Here is a 19,581-nt window from a genome sequence, read left to right as displayed (position 1 = left end):
GGGGGTGGTTCTCGGGACGTGCTCCATCGTCCCGGCCGAACGGCGCCGTGTAGTCAGCCGCTGTTCCGGTTCCTGGGGCAGTCTCCAGTCGCACTACGGGTGCCCGTCTCATACCTGGGGATGACGGCCGGGCCCTACGGGATCCGTCGGGGGGACCATCTGCCGGGAACAGGTGGAGCGCCCTCGTCCGGGCGGTGAAATTCCGTCATTCCGCATACGCGGCCGAGACTCGCACGCAAGGCTGTTGGCAAGTGCGGACGGCCTGTTCCGAGTGCTGATGCACCCTCAGACATCAATAAAATAAGACAACATGGGGCCGACCTGCCGCTGTCCGGGGGACGCGTCCCGATAGGCTCGGGGCCTCGACGCGGAGCCCACGGCCTGCCCGGATGGTGGAATGCAGACACGGCGAGCTTAAACCTCGCTGCCCCTCGCGGGCGTACCGGTTCAAGTCCGGTTCCGGGCACCACCCCGCCCGCCCGACCCCCGTCCCCTCTGCTGGGGAGCCGGGGGTCTGTTCGTTTACCTCTGCTGCGTGGCGCTGTCAAGCCCCGAATTCCCGGAACGTGACCCTGCGGGGCGATTCCGGCGTACTTGAAGTGCGGGCCTCACCGGGACCACCCGGAATTACGGCCGACATTCCCCACCGATATCCCGATCGTGCAGGAGCAGAGAAATGACTAAGAACATCAGCAGCAACGAGAAGGCGACCCGCAGGCGCCGGATGATCATCGGCACGACGGTCGTGTCGGCCGCGGCGGTCGCCGGGGGCGTGTTCCTGCCCGCCGCGGCGGCTTCGGCCGCGCCCATGCACGAGACCGCGGCGGTGTCCCTGGTGGACGGCGACCACAGGGACAAGCACAAGGGCAAGCACAAGAAGAAGGGCAAGAGCAAGGTCAAGGTGTACTGCTGGAAGAAGAAGAGCAAGCGGGCCTGGGATGCGAAGCACAAGCAGTGGTACTGCTGGGGCAAGTCCAAGGTCAAGTTCTATTGGGACGAGCATTTCGAGGTCTACTACGTCTGGAAGGAGCACAAGCGGTACTTCTGCTGGGAGACGCGTAACGACTACTACTTCTGGGAGCGCCACCAGGTGTCGGACAAGTTCTGGCACCCCGACAACCACGACCACTGGAAGCCGGGCAAGCACGAGTGGCCGGAGCACCCGGACGACCCGAAGCACCCGGACGAGGGCAAGCACGAGGGCAAGCACCCTGACGAGGGCAAGCCGGAGGACGGCAAGACCGAGGAGGGCAAGACCGAGGAGGGCAAGCCGGAGGAAGGCAAGGCCGAGGAGGGCAAGACGGAGGACGGCAAGCCGGAGGAGGGCAAGCCGGAGGAGGGCAAGACCGAGGAGGGCAAGACCGAGGAGGGCAAGCCGGAGGAAGGCAAGACCGAGGAGGGCAAGACGGAGGACGGCAAGCCGGAGGAAGGCAAGACCGAGGAGGGCAAGGCCGAAGAGGGTGAGCAGGCGGGCGGAGACAAGCTCGCTGAGGAGGAGCCCGCCGACGAGGCCCCGGCCGAGGAGACCCGGCCGCAGGAGGAGCCCGCGCAGGAGGCCCCGGCCGAGGAGGCCCCCGCCGAAGAGGCTCCGGCCGAGGGGACCGAGCCGCAAGGTGTCCAGCCCGAGGAGGACCCGGCGGAGGAAGCTCCCGCCGAGGAGGCCCCCGTCGAGGAGGCCCGGCCTGAGGAGGCGCCGGCCGAAGAGGCGCAGCCGGAAGAGGCACCCGCCGAGGAGGCGCAGCCCGAGGAGGCCCAGCCCGAGGAGGTCCAGCCGCAGGAGGCCCCCGCCGACGAGGCGGCGTCCGACGAGGCCATGGCCGAATGAGGACCGGCGAGGCCCCGTCACCGAGAGGTGGCGGGGCCTCGTGCCGTGCGTGCACGGCCGTTGACACCGCCGACTCCGCGGAAGCAGACTGACGGTCGGTCGATATGTGAAAGAAATTTCACCTGACGAACAAACGAAGGGACCGCCCGATGCGTACCACCGTCGGCATCATCGGAGCCGGCCCCGCCGGCCTGCTCCTCGCGCGACTGCTGCACCGGGCCGGCATCGACTCGGTCGTCCTGGAGAGCCGCGACCGGGCCTACGTCGAACGCCGGCAGCGGGCCGGGATCCTGGAGCAGGGGACGGTGGACGTGCTCCGTGCGGCCGGGGCCGCCGAGCGGATGGACCGGGAGGGGCTGCGGCACGACGGCGTCGAGCTGCGCTTCGACCGGCGCCGCCACCGGGTCGACTTCCCCGCCCTGACCGGTGGCCGCTCCGTGATGGTGTACGCGCAGACCGAGGTGTGCAAGGACCTCATCGCACTCCAGTTGAAGGAGGGCGGCCCCCTGCTGTTCGAGGCCGAGGCGCTCGCCGTCGAGGACCCCGCGGGCGCGCGTCCCCGGGTGCGCTTCCGGCACGAGGGGGACGAGGCCGTGCTGGAGTGCGACTACGTCGTCGGCTGCGACGGCTACTGGGGCGTGGCCCGCACGGCGGTGCCGGCGTCGCTCTCCCGCACCTTCGAGCGGACGTACCCGTTCGGGTGGCTCGGCATCCTCGCCGACGTACCGCCCTCGCACGACGAGCTGGTCTACGCCCGGCACGACCGCGGCTTCGCCCTGCTGTCCATGCGGTCGCCTTCGGTCTCGCGCCTCTACCTCCAGGTGCCGGACGGCACGGACGCCGACGCGTGGGACGACGAGGAGATCTGGGCGGAACTGGAACGCCGCACGGAGACCGCCGACGGCCGGCGGCTGCGCCGCGGGCCCGTCACCCAGAAGTCGGTGACCCCGATGCGTTCCTTCGTGCACGAGCCGATGCGCCACGGGCGGCTCTTCCTGGCCGGTGACGCCGCGCACATCGTGCCGCCGACCGGCGCCAAGGGGCTCAACCTCGCCGTCGGCGACGTCGTCACCTTCGCGCGGGCCCTGGTGCACCAGCGGGAGACGGGCTCCGCACGCCTGCTCGACACCTACTCGGAGACCTGCCTGCGCCGCGTCTGGCAGGCCGAGCGGTTCTCGTACGACATGACAACTCTCCTGCACCGGGCCCCCGGCGCCACGCCCTTCGAGGACCGGCTCCAGCTGGCCCGGCTGGAACGGATCGCCTCCTCGCGGTCCGCGGAGACCGACCTCGCCGAGGCGTACACGGGCCTGCCCTTCCCGTGACCTCGCGCACCGGCCGGCGGCATTGATCACCGCCCGGTTCCGGGCATGTACCGAGTTCGTCAGGAATGACGCCCTCCGCTGGCGGGAATCACGCACCCGGCTAGCGTGTTGCGCAGCACGAGGGGGGAAGATCCTCCCCAAGCACTAGGGTCATTCCTTTGCCTGTCCATTACCCTTGAGCCAAGGCTACGCAGGGTGGCCATGGAGGAGTGAAATGAGGAGCAGCAACCCGGTCTTCTCGCGACGGGGGTTCAGCCGCGACAACGGCTACGCGGGCTTCAACACCGCGCCGCAGGCCGGGGGCGCAGCTGTGGGCACCCAGGGCAACCCGTACGCCCAGCCGGGCGCCGGCAACCCCTACGCCCAGAACCCCTACGCGCAGCAGGACCTGCAGCACGGCGCGCCGCCGCAGGCCCCCGCCGGCACCGGCCGGATGACGATGGACGACGTCGTCATGCGTTCGGCGATGACGCTCGGCACGGTCGTCGTCGGTGCCGTCCTCGCCTGGGCGCTGCTGCCGGTGTCGTCCAGCAGCTACGGCCTGGCGATCGGCGCGGCGCTCATCGCCTTCGTCCTGGCGATGGTCCAGTCGTTCAAGCGCAAGGCCTCGCCCGCGCTGATCCTGTCGTACGCCGCGTTCGAGGGTGTCTTCCTCGGCGTGTTCAGCGAGATGTTCAACGCCCGGTGGTCCGGCGCGCCCTTCCAGGCGGTGCTCGGCACGATGGCGGTGGCCGGCGCCACGCTGCTCATCTACAAGGCCGGCTGGATCCGTGTCACGGCGCGGTACGCCCGCATCGGCATGGCGATCGCCATCGCCTTCGTCCTGGTCACGGCGGTCAATCTGCTGCTGGTCGTCTTCGGCGTCGCCGAGAACGGCGGTCTGCGCAGCATGGGCCCGCTCGGTGCGATCGTCGGCATCATCGCGATCATCCTCGGCGCCTTCTTCCTGACCCTCGACTTCAAGCAGATCCAGGACGGCATCGCCTACGGCGCGCCGCGCGAGGAGTCGTGGCTGGCCGCGTTCGGCCTGACCATGACGCTGGTGTGGATCTACGTCGAGATGCTGCGTCTGGTCGCCATCTTCAGCGGCGACGACTAGTCGCCGAGCGGCACCGCGCGGCTGACGCCGACGGGTGACGACGGATGAAGGGGCCCCGGGTTCTCCCGGGGCCCCTTTCGCTGTCCTCGTGCGCGCTCACACCAGTTTGCGCGCGGCCCTCCTCAGGTCGTACTCATGGATGATCGCTTTGGCGTGGCCGTACGCGAGGTCGTATTCGTGGCGCAGCCAGCTGACCTTCTCCTCGAAGCGGAGAGCAGGGCCTTCTTCGACGGTCCGCAGCCAGTCGGCGACTTCACGACCGGTGCAATGGGGGATGCGGGCGAGCAGATTGCGATGGGTCTCCTCGGAGAAGACTTGGGACATCGGCGCCTCCGGGTGCAATCGGGTGTAAGCCGGTCCTTCAGGTCACCGTGCCTGAGCGTTCGTCTGTTGGCAACAGTGCGGGTAGCCTGCCGCCGTGGTGGATACGACGCGTCTGATCAGTGCGGTTGATCAATTTGCCGATCGATTGAGGGCGGCACCGCAGAGCCGGTTGCAGCGTGGGGCCGCGGCCGAGGCGTTGGCGCTGGCCAGGGAGCTGGCCCGCTGGACGCAGTCGGTGGAGGAGCCGGGCAGCGAGCCTCGGGAGATGCCGGACGCCGGGATGTTCGCGGCGGCCGATCAGATCGGCGTCGCGGCGCGCGATCTGGCCGTCGTACTGACGAGCGAGGCCGAGGTCGAGGAGGCCGTACGGGTGGTGGGGGAGGCGCAGAAGCGGGCCGGGGTGTGACCCGGAGGCAGGCGCACCCCTCGACCCGGCACCGTCCCGCGGGGCCGGGTCGCCGTGCGTCTAGAGCGACGCGATGACCCGGTCCGCCAGGATGTACACCGTCTCCTCGCCGCAGGTGAACGTCAGCGTGTAGGCGCCCGAGATGCCCGAGCCGCCGAGGAGGGTCGGGGTCTCGCCGGAGCGCAGGGCGGCGGCGAGGCGCTCGGCCGTCTCGCGGTGACCGGGGGTCATGCACAGGGTGGTGCCGTCGGCGAAGACGTAGACGTCGAGGGTGCCCAGGGGGCCGGGGCGGACGTCGGTCAGTTCGACGTGGGAGTCGGCCAGCTCCTCCAGCACGGACACCGTGCGCTCGTGGTCGCCGACGACCGGTGACGGGTTCGGGGTGAAGTCCGGGTGGGACGGGTGACGGCGGCGGGCGGCGGCCAGTTCGGGCGAGTCGCCGGCGAACTCCTCGGGCTCCGCGCCGGGCTCGGACACCGGCTCCAGGCCCGCGAAATCGGCCTGCCGCGGCAGGAACAGGTCGTTCTCGGTCAGGCCCAGCAGCGATGGCGCGTCGGAGACGTCACGGGCTTCCTGGGCGGCCCAGAAGGCGCGCGCCTCGGCCAGCTCCCGCTCCCGCTCCTCGGCCAGCGCCTCGGCGACGGCGCTCCGTATCTCCTCGGCGTCGGCCGCGGTGCGAGCCGCCGGCACCAGGGCGGGGGCGGCGGTGCGGCCTGCGGCAAGCTCGCGGTGCAGGGCCGCGACCTGGCGGCGCAACTGCATCAGGGTGCGCAGGACGGCAACGCCCACGGCGCCTGTGGCGGCCGTGGTGACCAGCAGGGCGATCGGCATGGCGCTCACTGACGTACTCCCGGTTCAAGGTCGACCCCCGACTTCCTACATCAGCTTGATGGGTGAACTAACCAGCTGTCAGTGCGTAACGTCACGAAACGGACAGGTCTTTGGGTCAAATGTTTCGCCTGGAACTGCCCTGACCTGCGGTTCTCCCTGTGGCGAGGGAGATAGGTCACATCCTGGGGGAGATCGGGTCACAAAACGGCCCAGAACCCCGCTGGTTGCGGGGTTCTGGGCCAATGCATGACGCCGGGTGCCGTGCCCGTCACGCAGGGGGTCCGAGGATCAGCTGAGGCGCTCGATCACCATCGCCATGCCCTGGCCGCCGCCGACGCACATCGTCTCCAGGCCGAACTGCTTGTCGTGCCACTGGAGGGAGTTGATCAGCGTGCCGGTGATCCGGGCGCCGGTCATGCCGAAGGGGTGGCCGACGGCGATGGCGCCACCGTTGACGTTCAGCTTTTCCAGCGGGATGTCCAGGTCGCGGTAGGAGGGGATCACCTGGGCGGCGAACGCCTCGTTGATCTCGACCAGGTCGATGTCGCCGATCGTCAGGCCGGCGCGGGCCAGGGCCTGCCGCGACGCCTCGACGGGGCCGTATCCCATGATCTCGGGGGACAGGCCCGAGACGCCGGTGGAGACGATGCGGGCCAGCGGGGTCAGGCCGAGCTCGCGGGCCTTGGTGTCCGACATGATGATCAGGGCCGCGGCGCCGTCGTTGAGCGGGCAGCAGTTGCCGGCGGTGATCATGCCGTCGGGGCGGAAGACCGGCTTCAGGCCGGCGACGCCCTCCAGGGTGACGCCGGCGCGCGGGCCGTCGTCCTTGCTGACGACCGTGCCGTCGGGGAGCGTCACGGGCGTGATCTCGCGCTCCCAGAAGCCGTTCTTGATGGCTTCCTCGGCGAGGTTCTGCGAGCGGACGCCGAACTCGTCCATGTCCTGGCGGGTCACGCCCCACTGTCGGGCGAGGTTCTCGGCGGTCTGGCCCATCGCGATGTACGGGTCGGGGACCAGGCCGTCCTCGCGCGGGTCGTGCCAGGTCGAGCCCTCGGACTCGGCGACCGCGGCCGTACGGGCCTCGGCGTCGGCGAAGAGCGGGTTGCGCGCGGTCGCGATGTCGGAGCTGCCGTTCGCGAAGCGGGAGACCGTCTCGACGCCGGCCGAGATGAAGACGTCGCCCTCGCCGGCCTTGATGGCGTGCAGGGCCATGCGGGAGGTCTGGAGCGACGAGGAGCAGTAGCGGGTGATCGTGCAGCCCGGCAGGTGGTCCATGCCCATCTGCACGGCGACGATCCGGCCGAGGTTGTGGCCCTGCTCGCCGCCGGGCAGACCGCAGCCGAGCATCAGGTCGTCGATGTCCTTCGGGTCCAGCTCGGGGACCTTGGCGAGGGCGGCCTGGATGATCGTGGCGGTGAGGTCGTCGGGCCGCAGGTCCTTGAGGGAGCCCTTGACGGCGCGGCCGATGGGGGAGCGGGCGGCAGAGACGATCACGGCTTCGGGCATCACGGCTCCAGACGACGAGGGAAGGGCTACGGGGGAAGTTACCCGTACGTAGGCTGCCGGTCACCGGCATCCTCGTGTGACGCGGAACTCTTTTCCAAGCGCTTGCTTAGCGTAGCGGACGCGTCCGTCGCCGTCTGCTGGGCGGGCTGCCGGGCGAAGAGCCACTTCACCGGCGGCCGGGTCAGCGGCTGCGCCAGCCGCCGTACGAACGGGGAGCCCAGTACCGCCGCGAGCAGCACGCCGCCCAGCATCAGGGCGGCCAGCTCCAGGCGGGTGTCGGCGCGCTGGATCCAGCCCATCTCCCGCACCGGCAGGATGACCAGCGGGTGCAGCAGATAGATGGTGAAGCCGCCGGAGCCGAGCGCGGAGATCAGGGGGAGCCGCTTCCTCGGCATGATGCGCAGCAGGCACAGGGCGAGACCCAGGGCGATGGCCAGGATGGCCAGCCGGATCAGCCAGGCGCCTTCGAGGCCCAGCCGGGTGTCGGCGACGTAGGGGTGGCGCATCGACGTCCAGTTGCCCTTGACGTCGGCGTGCCACAGCCAGGACACCACGCCCCAGGTGAGAATTCCGGCGACGGCCACCGGCAGGCTCCAGCGGCTGTCGAACCACTCCCGCAGCGCGCCCTGGCCGAGCCGCCAGCCGACGTAGAACAGCGGCATGTACACGAGGGTCCGGCTGGCCGAGTACATCAGGCCGAACTCCTCCAGGTACCCCACCCCCAGCGACACGAGCGTGGTGATCAGCAGCGGGTGGCGCAGCTGGACGACCAGGGGCAGGAGCAGCCGCCAGAAGAAGAGCGACATCAGGAACCACAGCGTCCACGGCAGCTGGGCGATGTGCAGCTTGAAGGGGCTGCCGAGCGCGTACACCTCCAGGGAGAACAGCAGGCTGCACAGGAGGGCGGGTATCGCGATGTTGCGTATGAGCGTGCGCAGATGGCGTGCGCCGAGCGGGCCCGCGCTGCTGAAGACGCCGGCCAGCACGACGAACATCGGCACGCGGAAGGCCCAGGTCGCCACGTTGAAGACGTGCAGCGAGTCATGACGGCTCATGATGCTGCCGATGGTGTGAAGGACCACGATCAGGGCGGCGGAGACGAACCGGGTGTTGTCCCACCAGGGGTCTCGGGACCGGCTCTGGGAGCCTTCGGTTCTCGGAAGCGGCTTTTCCATCGCGGCGTTGTGCTCCTGACAGGCGCATGACGGTGAAGGGGGGAGTGAAAACGTCACCTTCGCCCCGGCCGGAAGTGCTGAGGTTACGTCAGGAGACTCGTGTGGTGAACGCTGCGTGTACGGAAGGGGGTGCGGCCCAGGCTGGGCCGCACCCCCTTCCGTCAGGGCCCTGACGTGTGGCTCGTCGGCTCCGTCGGGGCCGTCTCCGGCTCCTGCACCCGGCGCCGGCGGCGCCGCTTCAGCAGGGCCCACGGTCCCCTGGGTCCCGTCGGCAGCGCCGCCGTGACCTCCGTGCCCGCCTCGGAGGCCGCTTCGGCGGCGGCCCGGGCCACGGGCAGGAAGCCCTCGCGGCGGGAGACGTCCGGGCGCTCCTCCTCCTCCGGCCACAGGCCGAGCGCGGCGCAGAGCGTGGGGAGCACGGCCATCGCGGCCGTCGCGTAACCCTCGGCGGAGGGGTGGTAGTTGTCGGGCCCGAACAGCTCACGCGGGTTGGCCGCGAACTCGGGGCCCAGCAGGTCGCCCAGCGACACGGTGCGGCCGCCCTGCTCGACCACTCCGATCGTCTGGGCGGCCGCCAGCTGGCGGGAGGCGCGTCTGGCCAGCCAGCGCAGCGGCTGCTGCACCGGCTCGATCGTGCCGAGGTCCGGGCAGGTGCCGACGACCACCTCGGCGCCGGCGGTGCGCAGGCGCCGTACCGCCGACGAGAGGTGGCGCACCGAGCGGGTGGCCGGGATGCGATGGGTGACGTCGTTCGCGCCGACCATGATCACGCAGATGTCGGGGATCCGGCCCTGGTCCGCGAGGGCCAGCGTCACCTGGCGGTCCAGGTCGTCGGACATCGCGCCGGGCAGCGCGACGTTTCGCAGGTCGACCGGGCGTTCGGCGACCGCCGCGAGGCCCGAGGCGAGCAGCGCGCCCGGGGTCTGGCCGGCCCGGTGGACGCCCTGGCCGGCCGCGGTGGAGTCGCCCAGTATGGTCAGCCGCAGGGGCGGGCCGCCCGGGTTGTCGTACGTCCGTCCGTACCGCCCTTCCGCGTTCGGCACGTACGGCGTGGAGCCGTTGCCCACCTGGCGCCGGGCCAACTGCACCTCCGCCAGCACCAGGCCGACGGCCGCCGCACCGGCCAGGCCGATGCCACCACCGCCGTATGCCGCACCGGCCGCGATGCGCCGGGCCACCCTCGCCCTAGACATCCTGGTCATCCGTCGCCGCCACCTCCTCGCACCCGTACATCCACTCCTTGCCCCGAAGCGAGCCCCCGCCAATCTCAACGAGGAGTGAACGCCGGTGACGGACCGCGGCCGGCGCCCGGCGCGGGTGCGGCCGTCGCACGCGCGTTCCGGCCCGCCGGACCCCGCTCACCTGCGTGATCACCGGCTCCGCCGTTCCTGAGGCCCGATCAGCCGGGCAGGCCCTAGGCTGGCCGCATCACCCAGACCACTACTTCTGCGGCATCCGGAGACAACGGTGCAGTTCCACGACTCGATGATCAGTCTCGTCGGCAACACCCCGCTGGTGAGGCTCAACAACGTGACCAAGGGCATCAGGGCGACCGTCCTGGCCAAGGTCGAGTACTTCAACCCCGGCGGTTCCGTGAAGGACCGCATCGCGCTGCGCATGATCGAGGCCGCCGAGGACAGCGGCGCGCTCAAGCCCGGCGGCACGATCGTGGAGCCGACCAGCGGCAACACCGGGGTGGGGCTGGCGATCGTGGCGCAGCAGAAGGGGTACAAGTGCATCTTCGTCTGCCCGGACAAGGTGTCCACGGACAAGATCAACGTGCTGCGGGCGTACGGCGCCGAGGTCGTGGTCTGCCCGACGGCCGTCGCTCCCGAGCACCCCGACTCGTACTACAACGTCTCCGACCGGCTGGTGCGTGAGACGCCGGGCGCCTGGAAGCCGGACCAGTACTCCAACCCGCACAACCCGCTGTCCCACTACCACTCGACCGGCCCCGAGCTGTGGGAGCAGACCGAGGGGCGGATCACCCACTTCGTGGCCGGCGTCGGCACCGGCGGCACCATCTCCGGGACCGGCCGCTACCTGAAGGAGATCAGCGACGGCGCGGTCAAGGTGGTCGGCGCCGACCCCGAGGGCTCGGTGTACTCCGGCGGGTCCGGGCGGCCGTACCTCGTCGAGGGCGTCGGCGAGGACTTCTGGCCGACGGCCTACGACCGCACCGTCGCCGACGAGATCGTCGCCGTGTCCGACAAGGACTCCTTCCAGATGACCCGGCGCCTCGCCAAGGAGGAGGGCCTGCTGGTGGGCGGCTCCTGCGGCATGGCCGTGGTCGCGGCGCTGCGGGTGGCCGAGCGGCTCGGCGAGGACGACGTGGTGGTGGTGCTCCTCCCGGACAGCGGCCGCGGCTACCTCAGCAAGATCTTCAACGACGAGTGGATGGCCGACTACGGCTTCCTGGAGGACGCCGGCCCGAGCGCCCGCGTGGGCGACGTGCTCAGCGACAAGGCGGGCGGCGCCATCCCCTCCCTGGTCCACATGCACCCGGACGAGACGGTCGGACAGGCCATCGACGTGCTGCGCGAGTACGGCGTCTCGCAGATGCCGATCGTCAAGCCGGGCGCCGGGCACCCGGACGTGATGGCCGCCGAGGTCGTCGGCTCGGTCGTGGAACGGGAGCTGCTGGACGCGCTGTTCACCAAGAGCGCCTCGCTCGACGACCCGCTGGAGAAGCACATGTCGGCGCCGCTGCCGCAGGTCGGCTCCGGCGAGCCGGTCGCGGACCTGATGTCCGTGCTGGGTTCGGCGGACGCGGCGATCGTCCTCGTCGAGGGCAAGCCGACCGGTGTGGTCAGCCGGCAGGACCTGCTCGCCTTCCTCGCCAAGGGCGCGAAGTAGCGGCGAAGTGGCGGTGAACGGGCCGTGTCGGCGGCGAACGCACGATGACGTGCGCGTTTGTGGTCTTCTCGGAAGTGGTACGAGCGCGTCACGTCGTCGCAGCACCCGCTTAACACGGCTCCGGCACAGTGGTGGGTGTCGGCAGGGCGGGAGCGGCTCCCCGCCCCGGCCGGCCCGTACGGCGCCAGGGAACCTCCGGAGCGGCTCCCGGACCTCCATGGACGCCACGGACGCGCGCGTCCGGCCTGACCGGCCCGCGTCCTTCGCGGGGACCGCCGTCGTCCCGCCCCCCGGCAACGGGGGTGCGGCGGTCCCCGCGCACACCCTTCCCCCGGAGGTCAGTCCTCCCAGTCGCTGTCCTGCCCGGACCTGCGGCGCCGCCATCCGAACAGTCCCGGGTTGACCCGGGACGCCTGGAAGGCGTTGACGCCGACGATGCCGGCCCAGGCGACCAGCAGTCCGGGCAGGTCGGCCACGCCGCCGCCGATCGCGGACAGCGGCACCGCGAGCACCAGCGAGACGATCCCGAAGCCGAAGCGCTCGCCCCAGGAGTCCGTCGGCCTCGGGGACCGCGAGTCCCGGGCCGCGACCATCTGCTGCTCGGCCAATTGGCGCCGCACCCGGCGGTCCACGGCCCCGTCGATGCGCTGCTCGACCTTCTCCAGGAACGAGTCGACCAGCGCGGAGTCGTACTCCTCGCCCAGTTCCCTGCGCGCCTGCAGGGTGGCGTCGAGTTCCTTCTTCAGCTCGGTGTCCCGCGCGTCCATTCCGCTCATGCGCCTCACGGTAGGGAGCGCGGACGACGGCCGCACTGGGGTTAGCCCCCCTGTCGCGGGCGGGGTCAGCCGGTGGCCGCGAGGCCCTTGCGCGCCGCGTAGTCGTCGGCCACGTCCTGGGGGTCCTTCTTGTCCTTGTCGACCAGGCGGTTGAGCTCGGTGAGGTCGGCCGTCGTGAGGACGTTGCCGAGTTCGGCGAGCGCCTTGCGGACCGTGGCGTCGGCCTTGCGGTCGGCGACGAGGGGGACGACGTGCTGGCCGGGTATCAGGTTCTTGGGGTCGGTGAGCACCACCCAGCCGTTCTCCTTGATGTCCGTGTCGGTGGTGAAGAGGTTCGCCACGTCGACGTCACCCTTCTTCAGGGCGCCCTTGACCAGCGGCCCGGAGGAGTCGAGCGACTTGAACTCCTTGAACTCGACGCCGTAGACGTCCTTGAGGCCGACGGCCCCGACCTGCCGCTTCTTCACCTCCGGTGCGGCGCCGATGACCAGCTTGCCGTTGTGCCTGCGCAGGTCGGCCAGGGAGGCAAGCCCGTACTTCTCGGCCGTCTGCCGGGTGACCGCGAAGGCGTCGGAGTCCTCCGCCCTGCCGTACGGCAGCACCTGGAGGCCGGCCGGGAGGGCCATGGTGAGGGCGTTCTGCATCTCGCCCTCCTCGGTCGCCGTCGCCTTGGGGTCGACGTAGTGCAGGAGGGCGCCCTGGTACTCGGGGAGCAGGTCGATGTCGCCGCCGCGCAGGGCGGGGATGAGGATCTCGCGGGTGCCCAGGTTGGGGCGGACGGTGACCTCGACGCCGGCCGCCGAGAGCACCGCCGCGTACAGGTACCCGAGCACCTGGTTCTCGGTGAAGTTGGCGGTGCCGATGGTGAGGCCGCCCTTGCTGGAGCCGCCGCCCGGGCCCGCGGCGCCGCCCTCGCCTTCGAGGGAGGTGATGCCGCCGGAGCAGGCGGAGAGGGCGGTGACGGAGCCTGCTGCGAACAGGCCGCCGAGAAGCGTACGACGGTTCATGTCAGGGGTCCCTAAGCGGTGCGGTGTCGGAAGAGGGCGCGCTGGAGGGCGGACAGGGCGAGGTCGAGGGCGACGGCGATCAGGGCGACCAGCACCGCGCCGCCGAGCACCTGCACGAGGTCGCGCTGGGCGAGGCCGTCGAAGACGTACCGGCCGAGGCCGCCGAAGGAGACGTACGCGGCGATGGTCGCCGTGGCCACGACCTGGATGAGGGCCAGGCGCAGGCCGGTCATGATCAGCGGAAGGGCCAGCGGCAGCTCGACCTGGAGCAGCACCTGGTGTCCGCGCATGCCCTGGCCGCGGGCGGCGTCGCGGACGTCCGGATCCACCGCCGTCATCCCGGCGTAGGTGTTGGTGACGATCGCCGGGACCGCGAGGGCGACCAGGGCGACGTAGACCGGCCACATCGACAGGCCGCTGGCCAGGAAGACCAGCACGACCAGGCCGACGGTGGGCAGGGCGCGGCCGAAGGAGGCGAGGTTGATGGCGAGGAAGGCGCCCCGGCCGGTGTGGCCGATGAGCAGGCCCAGCGGGAGACCGATCGCCGCGGCGATGAGGGTGGCCAGGAGCGAGTACTGGAGGTGCTCGGCCAGGCGGTGGGCGATGCCGTCCGGGCCGGACCACTGCTCGCCGCTGGTCAGCCAGGAGCCGAGGTCGGTGAGGAGTTCGTACATCGTCAGGCTCGCCGCCTCGTCCATGGGGTGAGTACGTACTGGACGGCGACCAGCAGCGCGTCCGCCACGACCGCGAGCAGCAGCGTGAGGACCACGCCGGCGATCACCGGGGTCGGGAAGTTGCGCTGGAAGCCGTCGGTGAAGAGCTGGCCGAGGCCGCCGTCGCCGATGTAGGTGGCGACCGAGACCAGGGAGATCGACATGACCGTGGCGATGCGGACGCCCGCCATGATCACGGGCAGGGCCAGCGGGAGTTCGACCGTGAGGAGGGTGCGCAGTGGGCGGGTGCCCATCGCCCGCGCCGCCTCCTTGGTCTTCACCGGGACCGAGTCCAGGCCCTCGACCGTGTTCCGGAGCAGCACGACCAGGGTGTAGATCGTCAGGCCGATGACGGTGGTGGTGCGGGTGAGGCCGCTGACCGGGAGCAGCAGCACGAACACCGCGATCGAGGGGATGGTGAACAGGACGTTCGACATCCCGAGCAGGAAGCCGCGCAGCGGCCGTACCCGGTGCGCCACGACGGCCAGCGGGAGCGAGATCAGCAGGCCGAACAGGACCGCCGACAGGGCCGCCTGGAGGTGGGAGACGGTCAGGGCGGTGAGGTCGTCGGTGTGGTCGGATATCCACGACCAGTCGATGGTCATGCCGCCCGCACCTCGCCGTGGGCCCGGTTCGCGTGCTCGTGGATGTCGTCCCGGGACGTGACGCCGGTGAGGACGCCGTCCGCGTCGACGCGGGCGACGAGGCCGGTGGGGGAGGCGACCGACTCGTTGAGCGCGGACAGCAGCGAGTCCTCGTCCTTGAGCGGCCGCACGGGCAGGGTCGTGTCGTCCGCCGCCCAATGCAGCGGCCTGCGCGCCTCGTCGAGGGCGAGGGTCCAGGTGCCGCCCTCGGGGGCCCGGCCCTGCGGGACGGCCGCGAGGGTCCGGAGCGAGAGCAGCTTCAGGCCGCGCTCGGCGCCGAGGAAGTCCGCCACGAAGTCGTCGGCGGGGCGGGCGAGGAGTTCGGCGGGCGGGGCGCACTGCACGAGGTGGCCGCCGGTGCGGAAGATAGCGATCCGGTCGCCCAGGCGGACGGCCTCGTCGATGTCGTGGGTGACGAAGACGATGGTCTTGTTCAGCTCCCGCTGGAGGCGCAGCAGTTCCTGCTGGAGCTGGTTGCGGACCACCGGGTCGACCGCGCCGAACGGTTCGTCCATCAGCAGCACCGGCGGATCCGCGGCGAGCGCGCGGGCGACGCCGACGCGCTGCTGCTGGCCGCCGGAGAGCTGGTGGGGGTAGCGGCGGCCGGTCTCGGCGGGCAGGCCGACGGTCTCCAGCAGTTCGGCCGCCTTCGTCCGGGCCTTGCGCCGGCCCCAGCCGAGCAGCAGCGGGACGGTGGCGATGTTGTCCAGCACCGTGCGGTGCGGGAAGAGCCCCGACTGCTGGATGACGTAGCCGATGGAGCGGCGCAGTTCGGCGGCGTCCTGCTGCTGGACGTCCTTGCCGCCGACCCGGATGGTCCCGGCGGTCGGTTCGACCATCCGGTTGATCATCCTCAGGGTGGTCGTCTTGCCGCAACCGGAGGATCCGACGAGGACGGTCACGCCGCCTTCCGGCATCCGGAGGGTGAGGTCGTGGACTGCGGTGGTGCCGTTCGGGAAGCGCTTGTGGACCGCGTCGAACTGGATCATGAGATGTCCCTTGCCCGGCCTGTATAACGTCATGCAGAGTTCTTGGTGTCTGAATAGGTTGTCAATGCTCCGGCGGTAATCCGCGGTGGCGGATGGCCGGTAGGCAAGACGAGCTGTCCGGTTTGAGGAGGGTTTGCGCGTGATGTCGTCTCGGATCGTGGACGCCCCCGAGGGCGCGATGACCGCCCTCGTGGTGCTGGACGGACGCGGGATGGGCGTCGCCGACGTCGTCCGGCTCGCCGACGGGGCCGCGCGGCCGGTGCCGGGGACCGAGGCGATGAAGCGCGCGGAGGAGTCCTGGGACGCCGCCCGCATGATCGCCGCGACCGGGCGGGTCTACGGCCGCTCCACCGGGGTCGGCGCCAACCGGAACGAAGACGTCCCCACCGAGGCCGCCGCCGCGCACGGGTTGCGGCTGCTGCGCAGTCACGCCGGCGCCATCGGCGAGGAACTGCCCGCGCGCCAGGTGCGGGCGATGCTCGCCGTGCGGGCAAACCAGTTGCTCGCGGGCGGCGCCGGGCTGCGTCCCTCCGTCGTCACCGCGCTGTGCGAGGCACTGGAGGCCGGGGCGCACCCGCAGGTCAACGAGTTCGGCTCGGTCGGCACCGGCGACATCGCCGCGCTGGCCCAGATGGGACTCGCGCTGGCCGGCGAACACCCCTGGCGGGGCACGGGCGGCGCCCCCCAGCCGCAGCCGCTGGACAACAACGACGCCCTCGCGCTGATCAGCAGCAACGCCCTCACCCTCGGCCAGGCGGCGCTCGCCCTGCACGAACTGCGCGGCCTGCTCGCCGCCACCCAGGTCGTCGCCGCGCTGTCCCTGCTGGCCGTCGACGGCTCGCACGAGGCGTACGCCGCCCCTGTGCACACCGCCCGCCCGCACCGGGGCTCGGCCGACGTCGCCCGCCGGATGCGGCAGCTGATCGGCGCCGCCGACCGGCCGCACCCGCCGCTCGGCCGGCTCCAGGACCCCTACGGCTTCCGCTGCCTGCCGCAGATCCACGGCCCCGCCCAGGACGCCGCCGACGCCCTGGAGGACGTCCTCACCGTCGAGATCAACGCGGCCGCCGAGAACCCGCTGATCTCCCCCGAGGACATGGCGGCCTACCACCACGGCGGCTTCTACCAGGCCCAACTCGCCCTCGCCCTGGACCACTTCCGGCTGGCCATAACCCAGGTGGCGCGCCTGTCCACGTCCCGGCTGTCGACGCTCAACGAGCCCGCCTACACCCGGCTGCGCCCCTTCCTCGCCGACCACGAGGCCGCCTCCTCCGGCGTGATGATCCTGGAGTACGCCGCCGGGGCCGCCCTCGGTGATCTGCGGGCCTTCTCCGCGCCCGCTTCGCTCGGCCACGCTGTACTCTCCCGGGGCGTCGAGGAACAGGCCAGTTTCGCCTCGCTCGCCGCACGTCAGACACTGCGCCTCGGCGACGCGTACCGTCTGGTCGTCGGCTGCGAACTCGTCGCCGCCGTCCGGGCGTTGCGCCAGCGCGGACTGCGCCCCGAACCGGACCTGCCGGCCGGCCGGGCGCTGGAGCTCGCCGAGTCGGTGCTGGACGCGGACCCGGCCGACCGGCCGCTCACGCACGACGTGACGGCGGCGGCCGGGCTGCTGAGCCGGTTCACGGACATCTGGAGGGGGAGTACGTCATGACCGGCGACACGAACACGGGAGTGCCGGACAGCCCGGCCGCACGGCTGCAGGCGCTGTTCGAGGGGCACCGGCTGACGCCGACCCAGCGGCGCATCGCGCACAGCATGGTGCGGCGCGCCGCCGACGTGCCGTTCCTGTCCAGCGTGGAGCTGGCCGAACTCGCCGGGGTCAGCCAGCCCTCGGTCACCCGCTTCGCCGTCGCCCTCGGTTTCGACGGCTACCCCGCGCTGCGCCGGCACCTGCGCGAGGTCGCGCCCGCCGAACAACCGGCCGACGCGGCCTCGTACAACGAGTACCAGCAGGCCGTCGAGGCCGAGATCGAGAACCTCAGGCACCTCGCCGAACTGCTCGCCGATCCCCGGCCCGTGCACGCGGCCGGGCGGCTGCTGGCCGCCTCCCGTCCGCTGCCGGTGCTGGGACTGCGCGCGGCGGCCTCCCAGGCGTACGGCTTCGCCTACTTCGCCGCCAAGGTCCATCCCGACGTCCGGCTGCTCCACGAGGGCGGCACGATGATCCACGACCGGATCGACGGGACCGTACGGGCGGGCGCCTCGGCGCTGCTCTGCTTCGCGCTGCCCCGGCATCCACGGGAGGTCGTGGACACGCTGGCCTACGCCAAGGAGGCCGGGCTGACCGTGGTGACCGTCGCCGACTCGGCGTTCGCGCCCGTCGCCAAGGTGTCCGACCTGCTGCTGCCCGCCGCCGTCGGCACGGGGCTCGCCTTCGACACGGCGTGCGCGCCCATGCTGCTGGGGCGGGTGCTGCTGGAGGCGATGTGCGACGACCTCCCGGACGCGCAGGCGCGCCTGGAGGAGTTCGACGCGCGGGCGGTGGCGCGGGGGCTGTTCGTGGAGTGAGCGGGCGGCCCCGCCCGCCGTCGCTCACTGCTTCTCGGACTCGTCTCAGCTTCCCTCGCCAGCCTGCCCGTTCCCGGAACGGGGCACGACAGGGGACAGGCGGGACGGGAGGCGGGACATGGTGCGCGCAGAACGCGGAGGGCGGGGCGAACGCGGAGAACGCGGAGAACACGGAGAACACGGAGGCGTGGGTCCGGCCCGGGTGGCCTGCGTCGTGCGGGCGGGGGCCGCGCTCTTCGTCCTCGCCGTGGCCCTCGTGGCCGGCACCCGCCGCGCGCGGTACACCGCCCTCGCCCGCGACGCCGCCCGCGCCGCCAGGCACGACGTCCTCCAGGACCGCGCTGTGACCGTGCGCAACTGGCGGCGCGCCCGCCGGGTGCGGTGCGGGCCTGTGGCTGAAGGCGGCCTGGCTCGGGCGGCGCGAACGCGCCGGCGAGACGCTGCTGTGGGTGCCCGTCGACCGGCTGCGCGGCGGCGGCCGCCCGGCCGGCAAGGCGGTCGAGGCGTACCGCGGTACGGGTGTCGCGGCGGGCGACGCGGCACCTGGTGGGTCGCGTCGCCGTACCGCCACGCCGGTCTGAGCCGTGGCTCAGACCTCGAGGTCCTCCTCGATCCGCCGCAACTGGTGGCGGGCCATCGCCAGGTTGGAGCGCTTGGCGTCCAGCACGAGGTAGAGGAAGAGCCCGTTGCCGCTGCGGCCGCTCAGCAGGCGGATCAGGTGGTACTGGTCCGACAGCGTGATCAGGATGTCCTCGATCTGACCCTTGAGCCCGAGGTGCTCCATGGTGCGCATCTTGGCGCGGACCACGTCCGTGTTGCCGGCGGCGGCGACGTTCAGGTCGAAGGTCTTGCCGCCGCCCATCGTGCCCAGCGCCATGCCGGTGGTGTAGTCGACGAGGGCGACTCCGGTGGCGCCCTCGATCGAGGCGAGGGCTTCCTTCAGGGTGGTCTCGGTGTTCGCCATGGTGGTGGTGTTTCCTCTCAACTTTCCGTGGTGGTGGATGTGTTCGTGGGGGTGCGGGGAGTCCGGCGGACGGGCTTCTGGCGCGTCGTGGGGGCCGTCTCCGGTTTCACGGGCAGTACGGGCGGGGCCGGTGGCAGGGCGTCGACGAGCTCGCCGATGCGGGCTCCGGTGCGGCGGCCCTCCAGGTGCAGCCGGCCGACGTTGACACGATCCTCGGCGAGCAGCGTCAGTACGGCGGTGTCGCCCGCGGCGTACGTCGCCACATAGCCGCGCATGCCGCGCACCAGCAGCTCGCGCAGTTCGCCCCGGCCGGTCGCGTCCGTGATCCGTACCGCGACGCCGAGCGCGGCGGCGGTCAGCGCGGCGAGGCCCTCCGGCTCGACGCCGGGGGTGTCGTGCGCGATGACCAGGCCGTCCACGCTGGCGGCGAGGGCGCCGGTCAGCTGGGGGACGCGGGCTCTGAGCCGGTGCAGTTCGTCGAGGATCGGGGGTTCCACCGCCATCAGGGCTCTCCTCTCGGCGGGCGGGCGAGGCGGTTGCCGCGGCGTCGCTTGTCGTGGTGCGAGCTGTCCTTGCGCGGGCTGTCCCTGCGCGGGCTGTCCCTGCGCGGACAGTCGCGGTTGCTGCCGT

19 protein-coding genes, 1 tRNA gene and 1 pseudogene are annotated in these 19,581 nt (G+C 71.6%); 9 read left to right on the top strand and 12 right to left on the bottom strand.

The features are described from left to right. The first annotated feature begins 383 nt into the window (after positions 1-383). From ACIP2X_RS35105 to ACIP2X_RS35090, 4 genes are all read left to right on the top strand, one after another. A tRNA-Leu gene (locus ACIP2X_RS35105) sits at positions 384-469 on the top strand. A gap of 207 nt (positions 470-676) precedes the next feature. Next, entirely contained in the window at positions 677-1,825 is a 1,149-nt protein-coding gene (locus tag ACIP2X_RS35100; RefSeq protein ID WP_401681456.1) for a hypothetical protein, read from the top strand. A gap of 149 nt (positions 1,826-1,974) precedes the next feature. Further along, positions 1,975-3,150: a 4-hydroxybenzoate 3-monooxygenase gene (locus tag ACIP2X_RS35095; RefSeq protein WP_401681453.1), complete on the top strand. Its 1,176-nt coding sequence runs from the start codon at positions 1,975-1,977 to the stop codon at positions 3,148-3,150. A 214-nt stretch (positions 3,151-3,364) separates the two neighbouring features. Continuing rightward, the gene (locus ACIP2X_RS35090; protein WP_401681450.1) at positions 3,365-4,249 is read left to right on the top strand and encodes a Bax inhibitor-1/YccA family protein; all 885 of its coding nucleotides are present in this window, start codon (positions 3,365-3,367) and stop codon (positions 4,247-4,249) included. A 96-nt stretch (positions 4,250-4,345) separates the two neighbouring features. Here ACIP2X_RS35090 and ACIP2X_RS35085 read toward each other — a convergent pair whose 3' ends face one another. Continuing rightward, positions 4,346-4,573, bottom strand: coding sequence for a DUF4287 domain-containing protein (locus tag ACIP2X_RS35085; RefSeq protein WP_401681447.1), 228 nt, complete (start codon positions 4,571-4,573; stop codon positions 4,346-4,348). Positions 4,574-4,667: 94 nt separating this feature from the next. On the opposite strand from ACIP2X_RS35085, the gene ACIP2X_RS35080 reads away from it, so the two are divergent. Further along, a complete protein-coding gene (locus tag ACIP2X_RS35080; protein ID WP_401681444.1) occupies positions 4,668-4,979 on the top strand; it encodes a hypothetical protein in 312 nt (103 codons plus the stop codon). Positions 4,980-5,039: 60 nt separating this feature from the next. On the opposite strand, the gene ACIP2X_RS35075 is transcribed toward ACIP2X_RS35080, so the two are convergent. The 4 genes from ACIP2X_RS35075 to ACIP2X_RS35060 all read right to left on the bottom strand — a co-directional run bounded on the left by ACIP2X_RS35075 (position 5,040) and on the right by ACIP2X_RS35060 (position 9,693). Beyond that, on the bottom strand, positions 5,040-5,819 hold the full coding sequence (locus ACIP2X_RS35075; RefSeq protein ID WP_401681442.1) for a hypothetical protein: 780 nt from the start codon (positions 5,817-5,819) through the stop codon (positions 5,040-5,042). A gap of 279 nt (positions 5,820-6,098) precedes the next feature. Continuing rightward, positions 6,099-7,316, bottom strand: a complete 1,218-nt coding sequence (locus ACIP2X_RS35070) for an acetyl-CoA C-acetyltransferase (protein ID WP_401681439.1) — start codon at positions 7,314-7,316, stop codon at positions 6,099-6,101. Positions 7,317-7,354: 38 nt separating this feature from the next. Next, positions 7,355-8,491: an acyltransferase family protein gene (locus ACIP2X_RS35065; protein WP_401681436.1), complete on the bottom strand. Its 1,137-nt coding sequence runs from the start codon at positions 8,489-8,491 to the stop codon at positions 7,355-7,357. 161 nt (positions 8,492-8,652) lie between these two features. Further along, positions 8,653-9,693 (bottom strand): SGNH/GDSL hydrolase family protein, encoded by a 1,041-nt coding sequence (locus tag ACIP2X_RS35060; protein ID WP_401681433.1) that lies wholly within the window; start codon positions 9,691-9,693, stop codon positions 8,653-8,655. Between the two features lie 265 nt (positions 9,694-9,958). Between ACIP2X_RS35060 and ACIP2X_RS35055 the strand changes: the two genes are divergently transcribed. Further along, on the top strand, positions 9,959-11,347 hold the full coding sequence (locus ACIP2X_RS35055) for a cystathionine beta-synthase (RefSeq protein ID WP_401681430.1): 1,389 nt from the start codon (positions 9,959-9,961) through the stop codon (positions 11,345-11,347). Between the two features lie 338 nt (positions 11,348-11,685). Here ACIP2X_RS35055 and ACIP2X_RS35050 read toward each other — a convergent pair whose 3' ends face one another. The 5 genes from ACIP2X_RS35050 to ACIP2X_RS35030 form a co-directional block, all read right to left on the bottom strand. After that, the gene (locus ACIP2X_RS35050; RefSeq protein WP_401682102.1) at positions 11,686-12,114 is read right to left on the bottom strand and encodes a hypothetical protein; all 429 of its coding nucleotides are present in this window, start codon (positions 12,112-12,114) and stop codon (positions 11,686-11,688) included. 74 nt (positions 12,115-12,188) lie between these two features. Then, the gene (locus ACIP2X_RS35045) at positions 12,189-13,130 is read right to left on the bottom strand and encodes an ABC transporter substrate-binding protein (RefSeq protein WP_401681427.1); all 942 of its coding nucleotides are present in this window, start codon (positions 13,128-13,130) and stop codon (positions 12,189-12,191) included. A gap of 11 nt (positions 13,131-13,141) precedes the next feature. Continuing rightward, on the bottom strand, positions 13,142-13,804 hold the full coding sequence (locus tag ACIP2X_RS35040; RefSeq protein ID WP_401682099.1) for an ABC transporter permease: 663 nt from the start codon (positions 13,802-13,804) through the stop codon (positions 13,142-13,144). Positions 13,805-13,806: 2 nt separating this feature from the next. Continuing rightward, on the bottom strand, positions 13,807-14,448 hold the full coding sequence (locus tag ACIP2X_RS35035) for an ABC transporter permease (protein ID WP_401681424.1): 642 nt from the start codon (positions 14,446-14,448) through the stop codon (positions 13,807-13,809). Then, positions 14,445-15,476, bottom strand: a complete 1,032-nt coding sequence (locus ACIP2X_RS35030) for an ABC transporter ATP-binding protein (protein WP_401681421.1) — start codon at positions 15,474-15,476, stop codon at positions 14,445-14,447. Before ACIP2X_RS35030 ends, ACIP2X_RS35035 begins: the two co-directional genes overlap by 4 nt. Positions 15,477-15,618: 142 nt before the next feature. Here ACIP2X_RS35030 and ACIP2X_RS35025 point away from each other — a divergent pair, with 142 nt between their 5' ends. From ACIP2X_RS35025 to ACIP2X_RS35015, 3 genes and pseudogenes are all read left to right on the top strand, one after another. Then, entirely contained in the window at positions 15,619-17,130 is a 1,512-nt protein-coding gene (locus ACIP2X_RS35025; protein WP_401681418.1) for an aromatic amino acid ammonia-lyase, read from the top strand. Then, positions 17,127-17,987: a MurR/RpiR family transcriptional regulator gene (locus ACIP2X_RS35020; RefSeq protein ID WP_401681415.1), complete on the top strand. Its 861-nt coding sequence runs from the start codon at positions 17,127-17,129 to the stop codon at positions 17,985-17,987. Before ACIP2X_RS35025 ends, ACIP2X_RS35020 begins: the two co-directional genes overlap by 4 nt. Positions 17,988-18,105: 118 nt before the next feature. Next, positions 18,106-18,568: pseudogene (locus tag ACIP2X_RS35015) on the top strand (hypothetical protein). A gap of 8 nt (positions 18,569-18,576) precedes the next feature. On the opposite strand, the gene ACIP2X_RS35010 reads toward ACIP2X_RS35015, so the two are convergent. Beyond that, a complete protein-coding gene (locus tag ACIP2X_RS35010; RefSeq protein WP_401681412.1) occupies positions 18,577-18,951 on the bottom strand; it encodes a hypothetical protein in 375 nt (124 codons plus the stop codon). Positions 18,952-18,968: 17 nt separating this feature from the next. Continuing rightward, positions 18,969-19,454, bottom strand: coding sequence for a roadblock/LC7 domain-containing protein (locus tag ACIP2X_RS35005; protein WP_401681409.1), 486 nt, complete (start codon positions 19,452-19,454; stop codon positions 18,969-18,971). Between the last annotated feature and the right edge of the window lie 127 nt (positions 19,455-19,581).

Source organism: Streptomyces sp. NPDC089424 (assembly GCF_044749345.1).
Taxonomy (GTDB): domain Bacteria; phylum Actinomycetota; class Actinomycetes; order Streptomycetales; family Streptomycetaceae; genus Streptomyces.
Note: the sequence above shows the minus strand (reverse complement) of the source record. Positions and strands in the feature narration are given on the sequence as shown.

Bases quoted from the DNA above. Each gene is read 5' to 3' on its own strand.
- ACIP2X_RS35040 (WP_401682099.1), bottom strand. From the start codon at position 13,804: ATGTACGAACTCCTCACCGACCTCGGCTCCTGGCTGACCAGCGGCGAG.
- ACIP2X_RS35070 (WP_401681439.1), bottom strand. From the start codon at position 7,316: ATGCCCGAAGCCGTGATCGTCTCTGCCGCCCGCTCCCCCATCGGCCGC.
- ACIP2X_RS35030 (WP_401681421.1), bottom strand. From the start codon at position 15,476: ATGATCCAGTTCGACGCGGTCCACAAGCGCTTCCCGAACGGCACCACC.
- ACIP2X_RS35035 (WP_401681424.1), bottom strand. From the start codon at position 14,448: ATGACCATCGACTGGTCGTGGATATCCGACCACACCGACGACCTCACC.
- ACIP2X_RS35100 (WP_401681456.1), top strand. From the start codon at position 677: ATGACTAAGAACATCAGCAGCAACGAGAAGGCGACCCGCAGGCGCCGG.
- ACIP2X_RS35060 (WP_401681433.1), bottom strand. From the start codon at position 9,693: ATGACCAGGATGTCTAGGGCGAGGGTGGCCCGGCGCATCGCGGCCGGT.
- ACIP2X_RS35065 (WP_401681436.1), bottom strand. From the start codon at position 8,491: ATGGAAAAGCCGCTTCCGAGAACCGAAGGCTCCCAGAGCCGGTCCCGA.
- ACIP2X_RS35010 (WP_401681412.1), bottom strand. From the start codon at position 18,951: ATGGCGAACACCGAGACCACCCTGAAGGAAGCCCTCGCCTCGATCGAG.
- ACIP2X_RS35090 (WP_401681450.1), top strand. From the start codon at position 3,365: ATGAGGAGCAGCAACCCGGTCTTCTCGCGACGGGGGTTCAGCCGCGAC.
- ACIP2X_RS35020 (WP_401681415.1), top strand. From the start codon at position 17,127: ATGACCGGCGACACGAACACGGGAGTGCCGGACAGCCCGGCCGCACGG.
- ACIP2X_RS35085 (WP_401681447.1), bottom strand. From the start codon at position 4,573: ATGTCCCAAGTCTTCTCCGAGGAGACCCATCGCAATCTGCTCGCCCGC.
- ACIP2X_RS35025 (WP_401681418.1), top strand. From the start codon at position 15,619: ATGTCGTCTCGGATCGTGGACGCCCCCGAGGGCGCGATGACCGCCCTC.
- ACIP2X_RS35050 (WP_401682102.1), bottom strand. From the start codon at position 12,114: ATGGACGCGCGGGACACCGAGCTGAAGAAGGAACTCGACGCCACCCTG.
- ACIP2X_RS35045 (WP_401681427.1), bottom strand. From the start codon at position 13,130: ATGAACCGTCGTACGCTTCTCGGCGGCCTGTTCGCAGCAGGCTCCGTC.
- ACIP2X_RS35005 (WP_401681409.1), bottom strand. From the start codon at position 19,454: ATGGCGGTGGAACCCCCGATCCTCGACGAACTGCACCGGCTCAGAGCC.
- ACIP2X_RS35095 (WP_401681453.1), top strand. From the start codon at position 1,975: ATGCGTACCACCGTCGGCATCATCGGAGCCGGCCCCGCCGGCCTGCTC.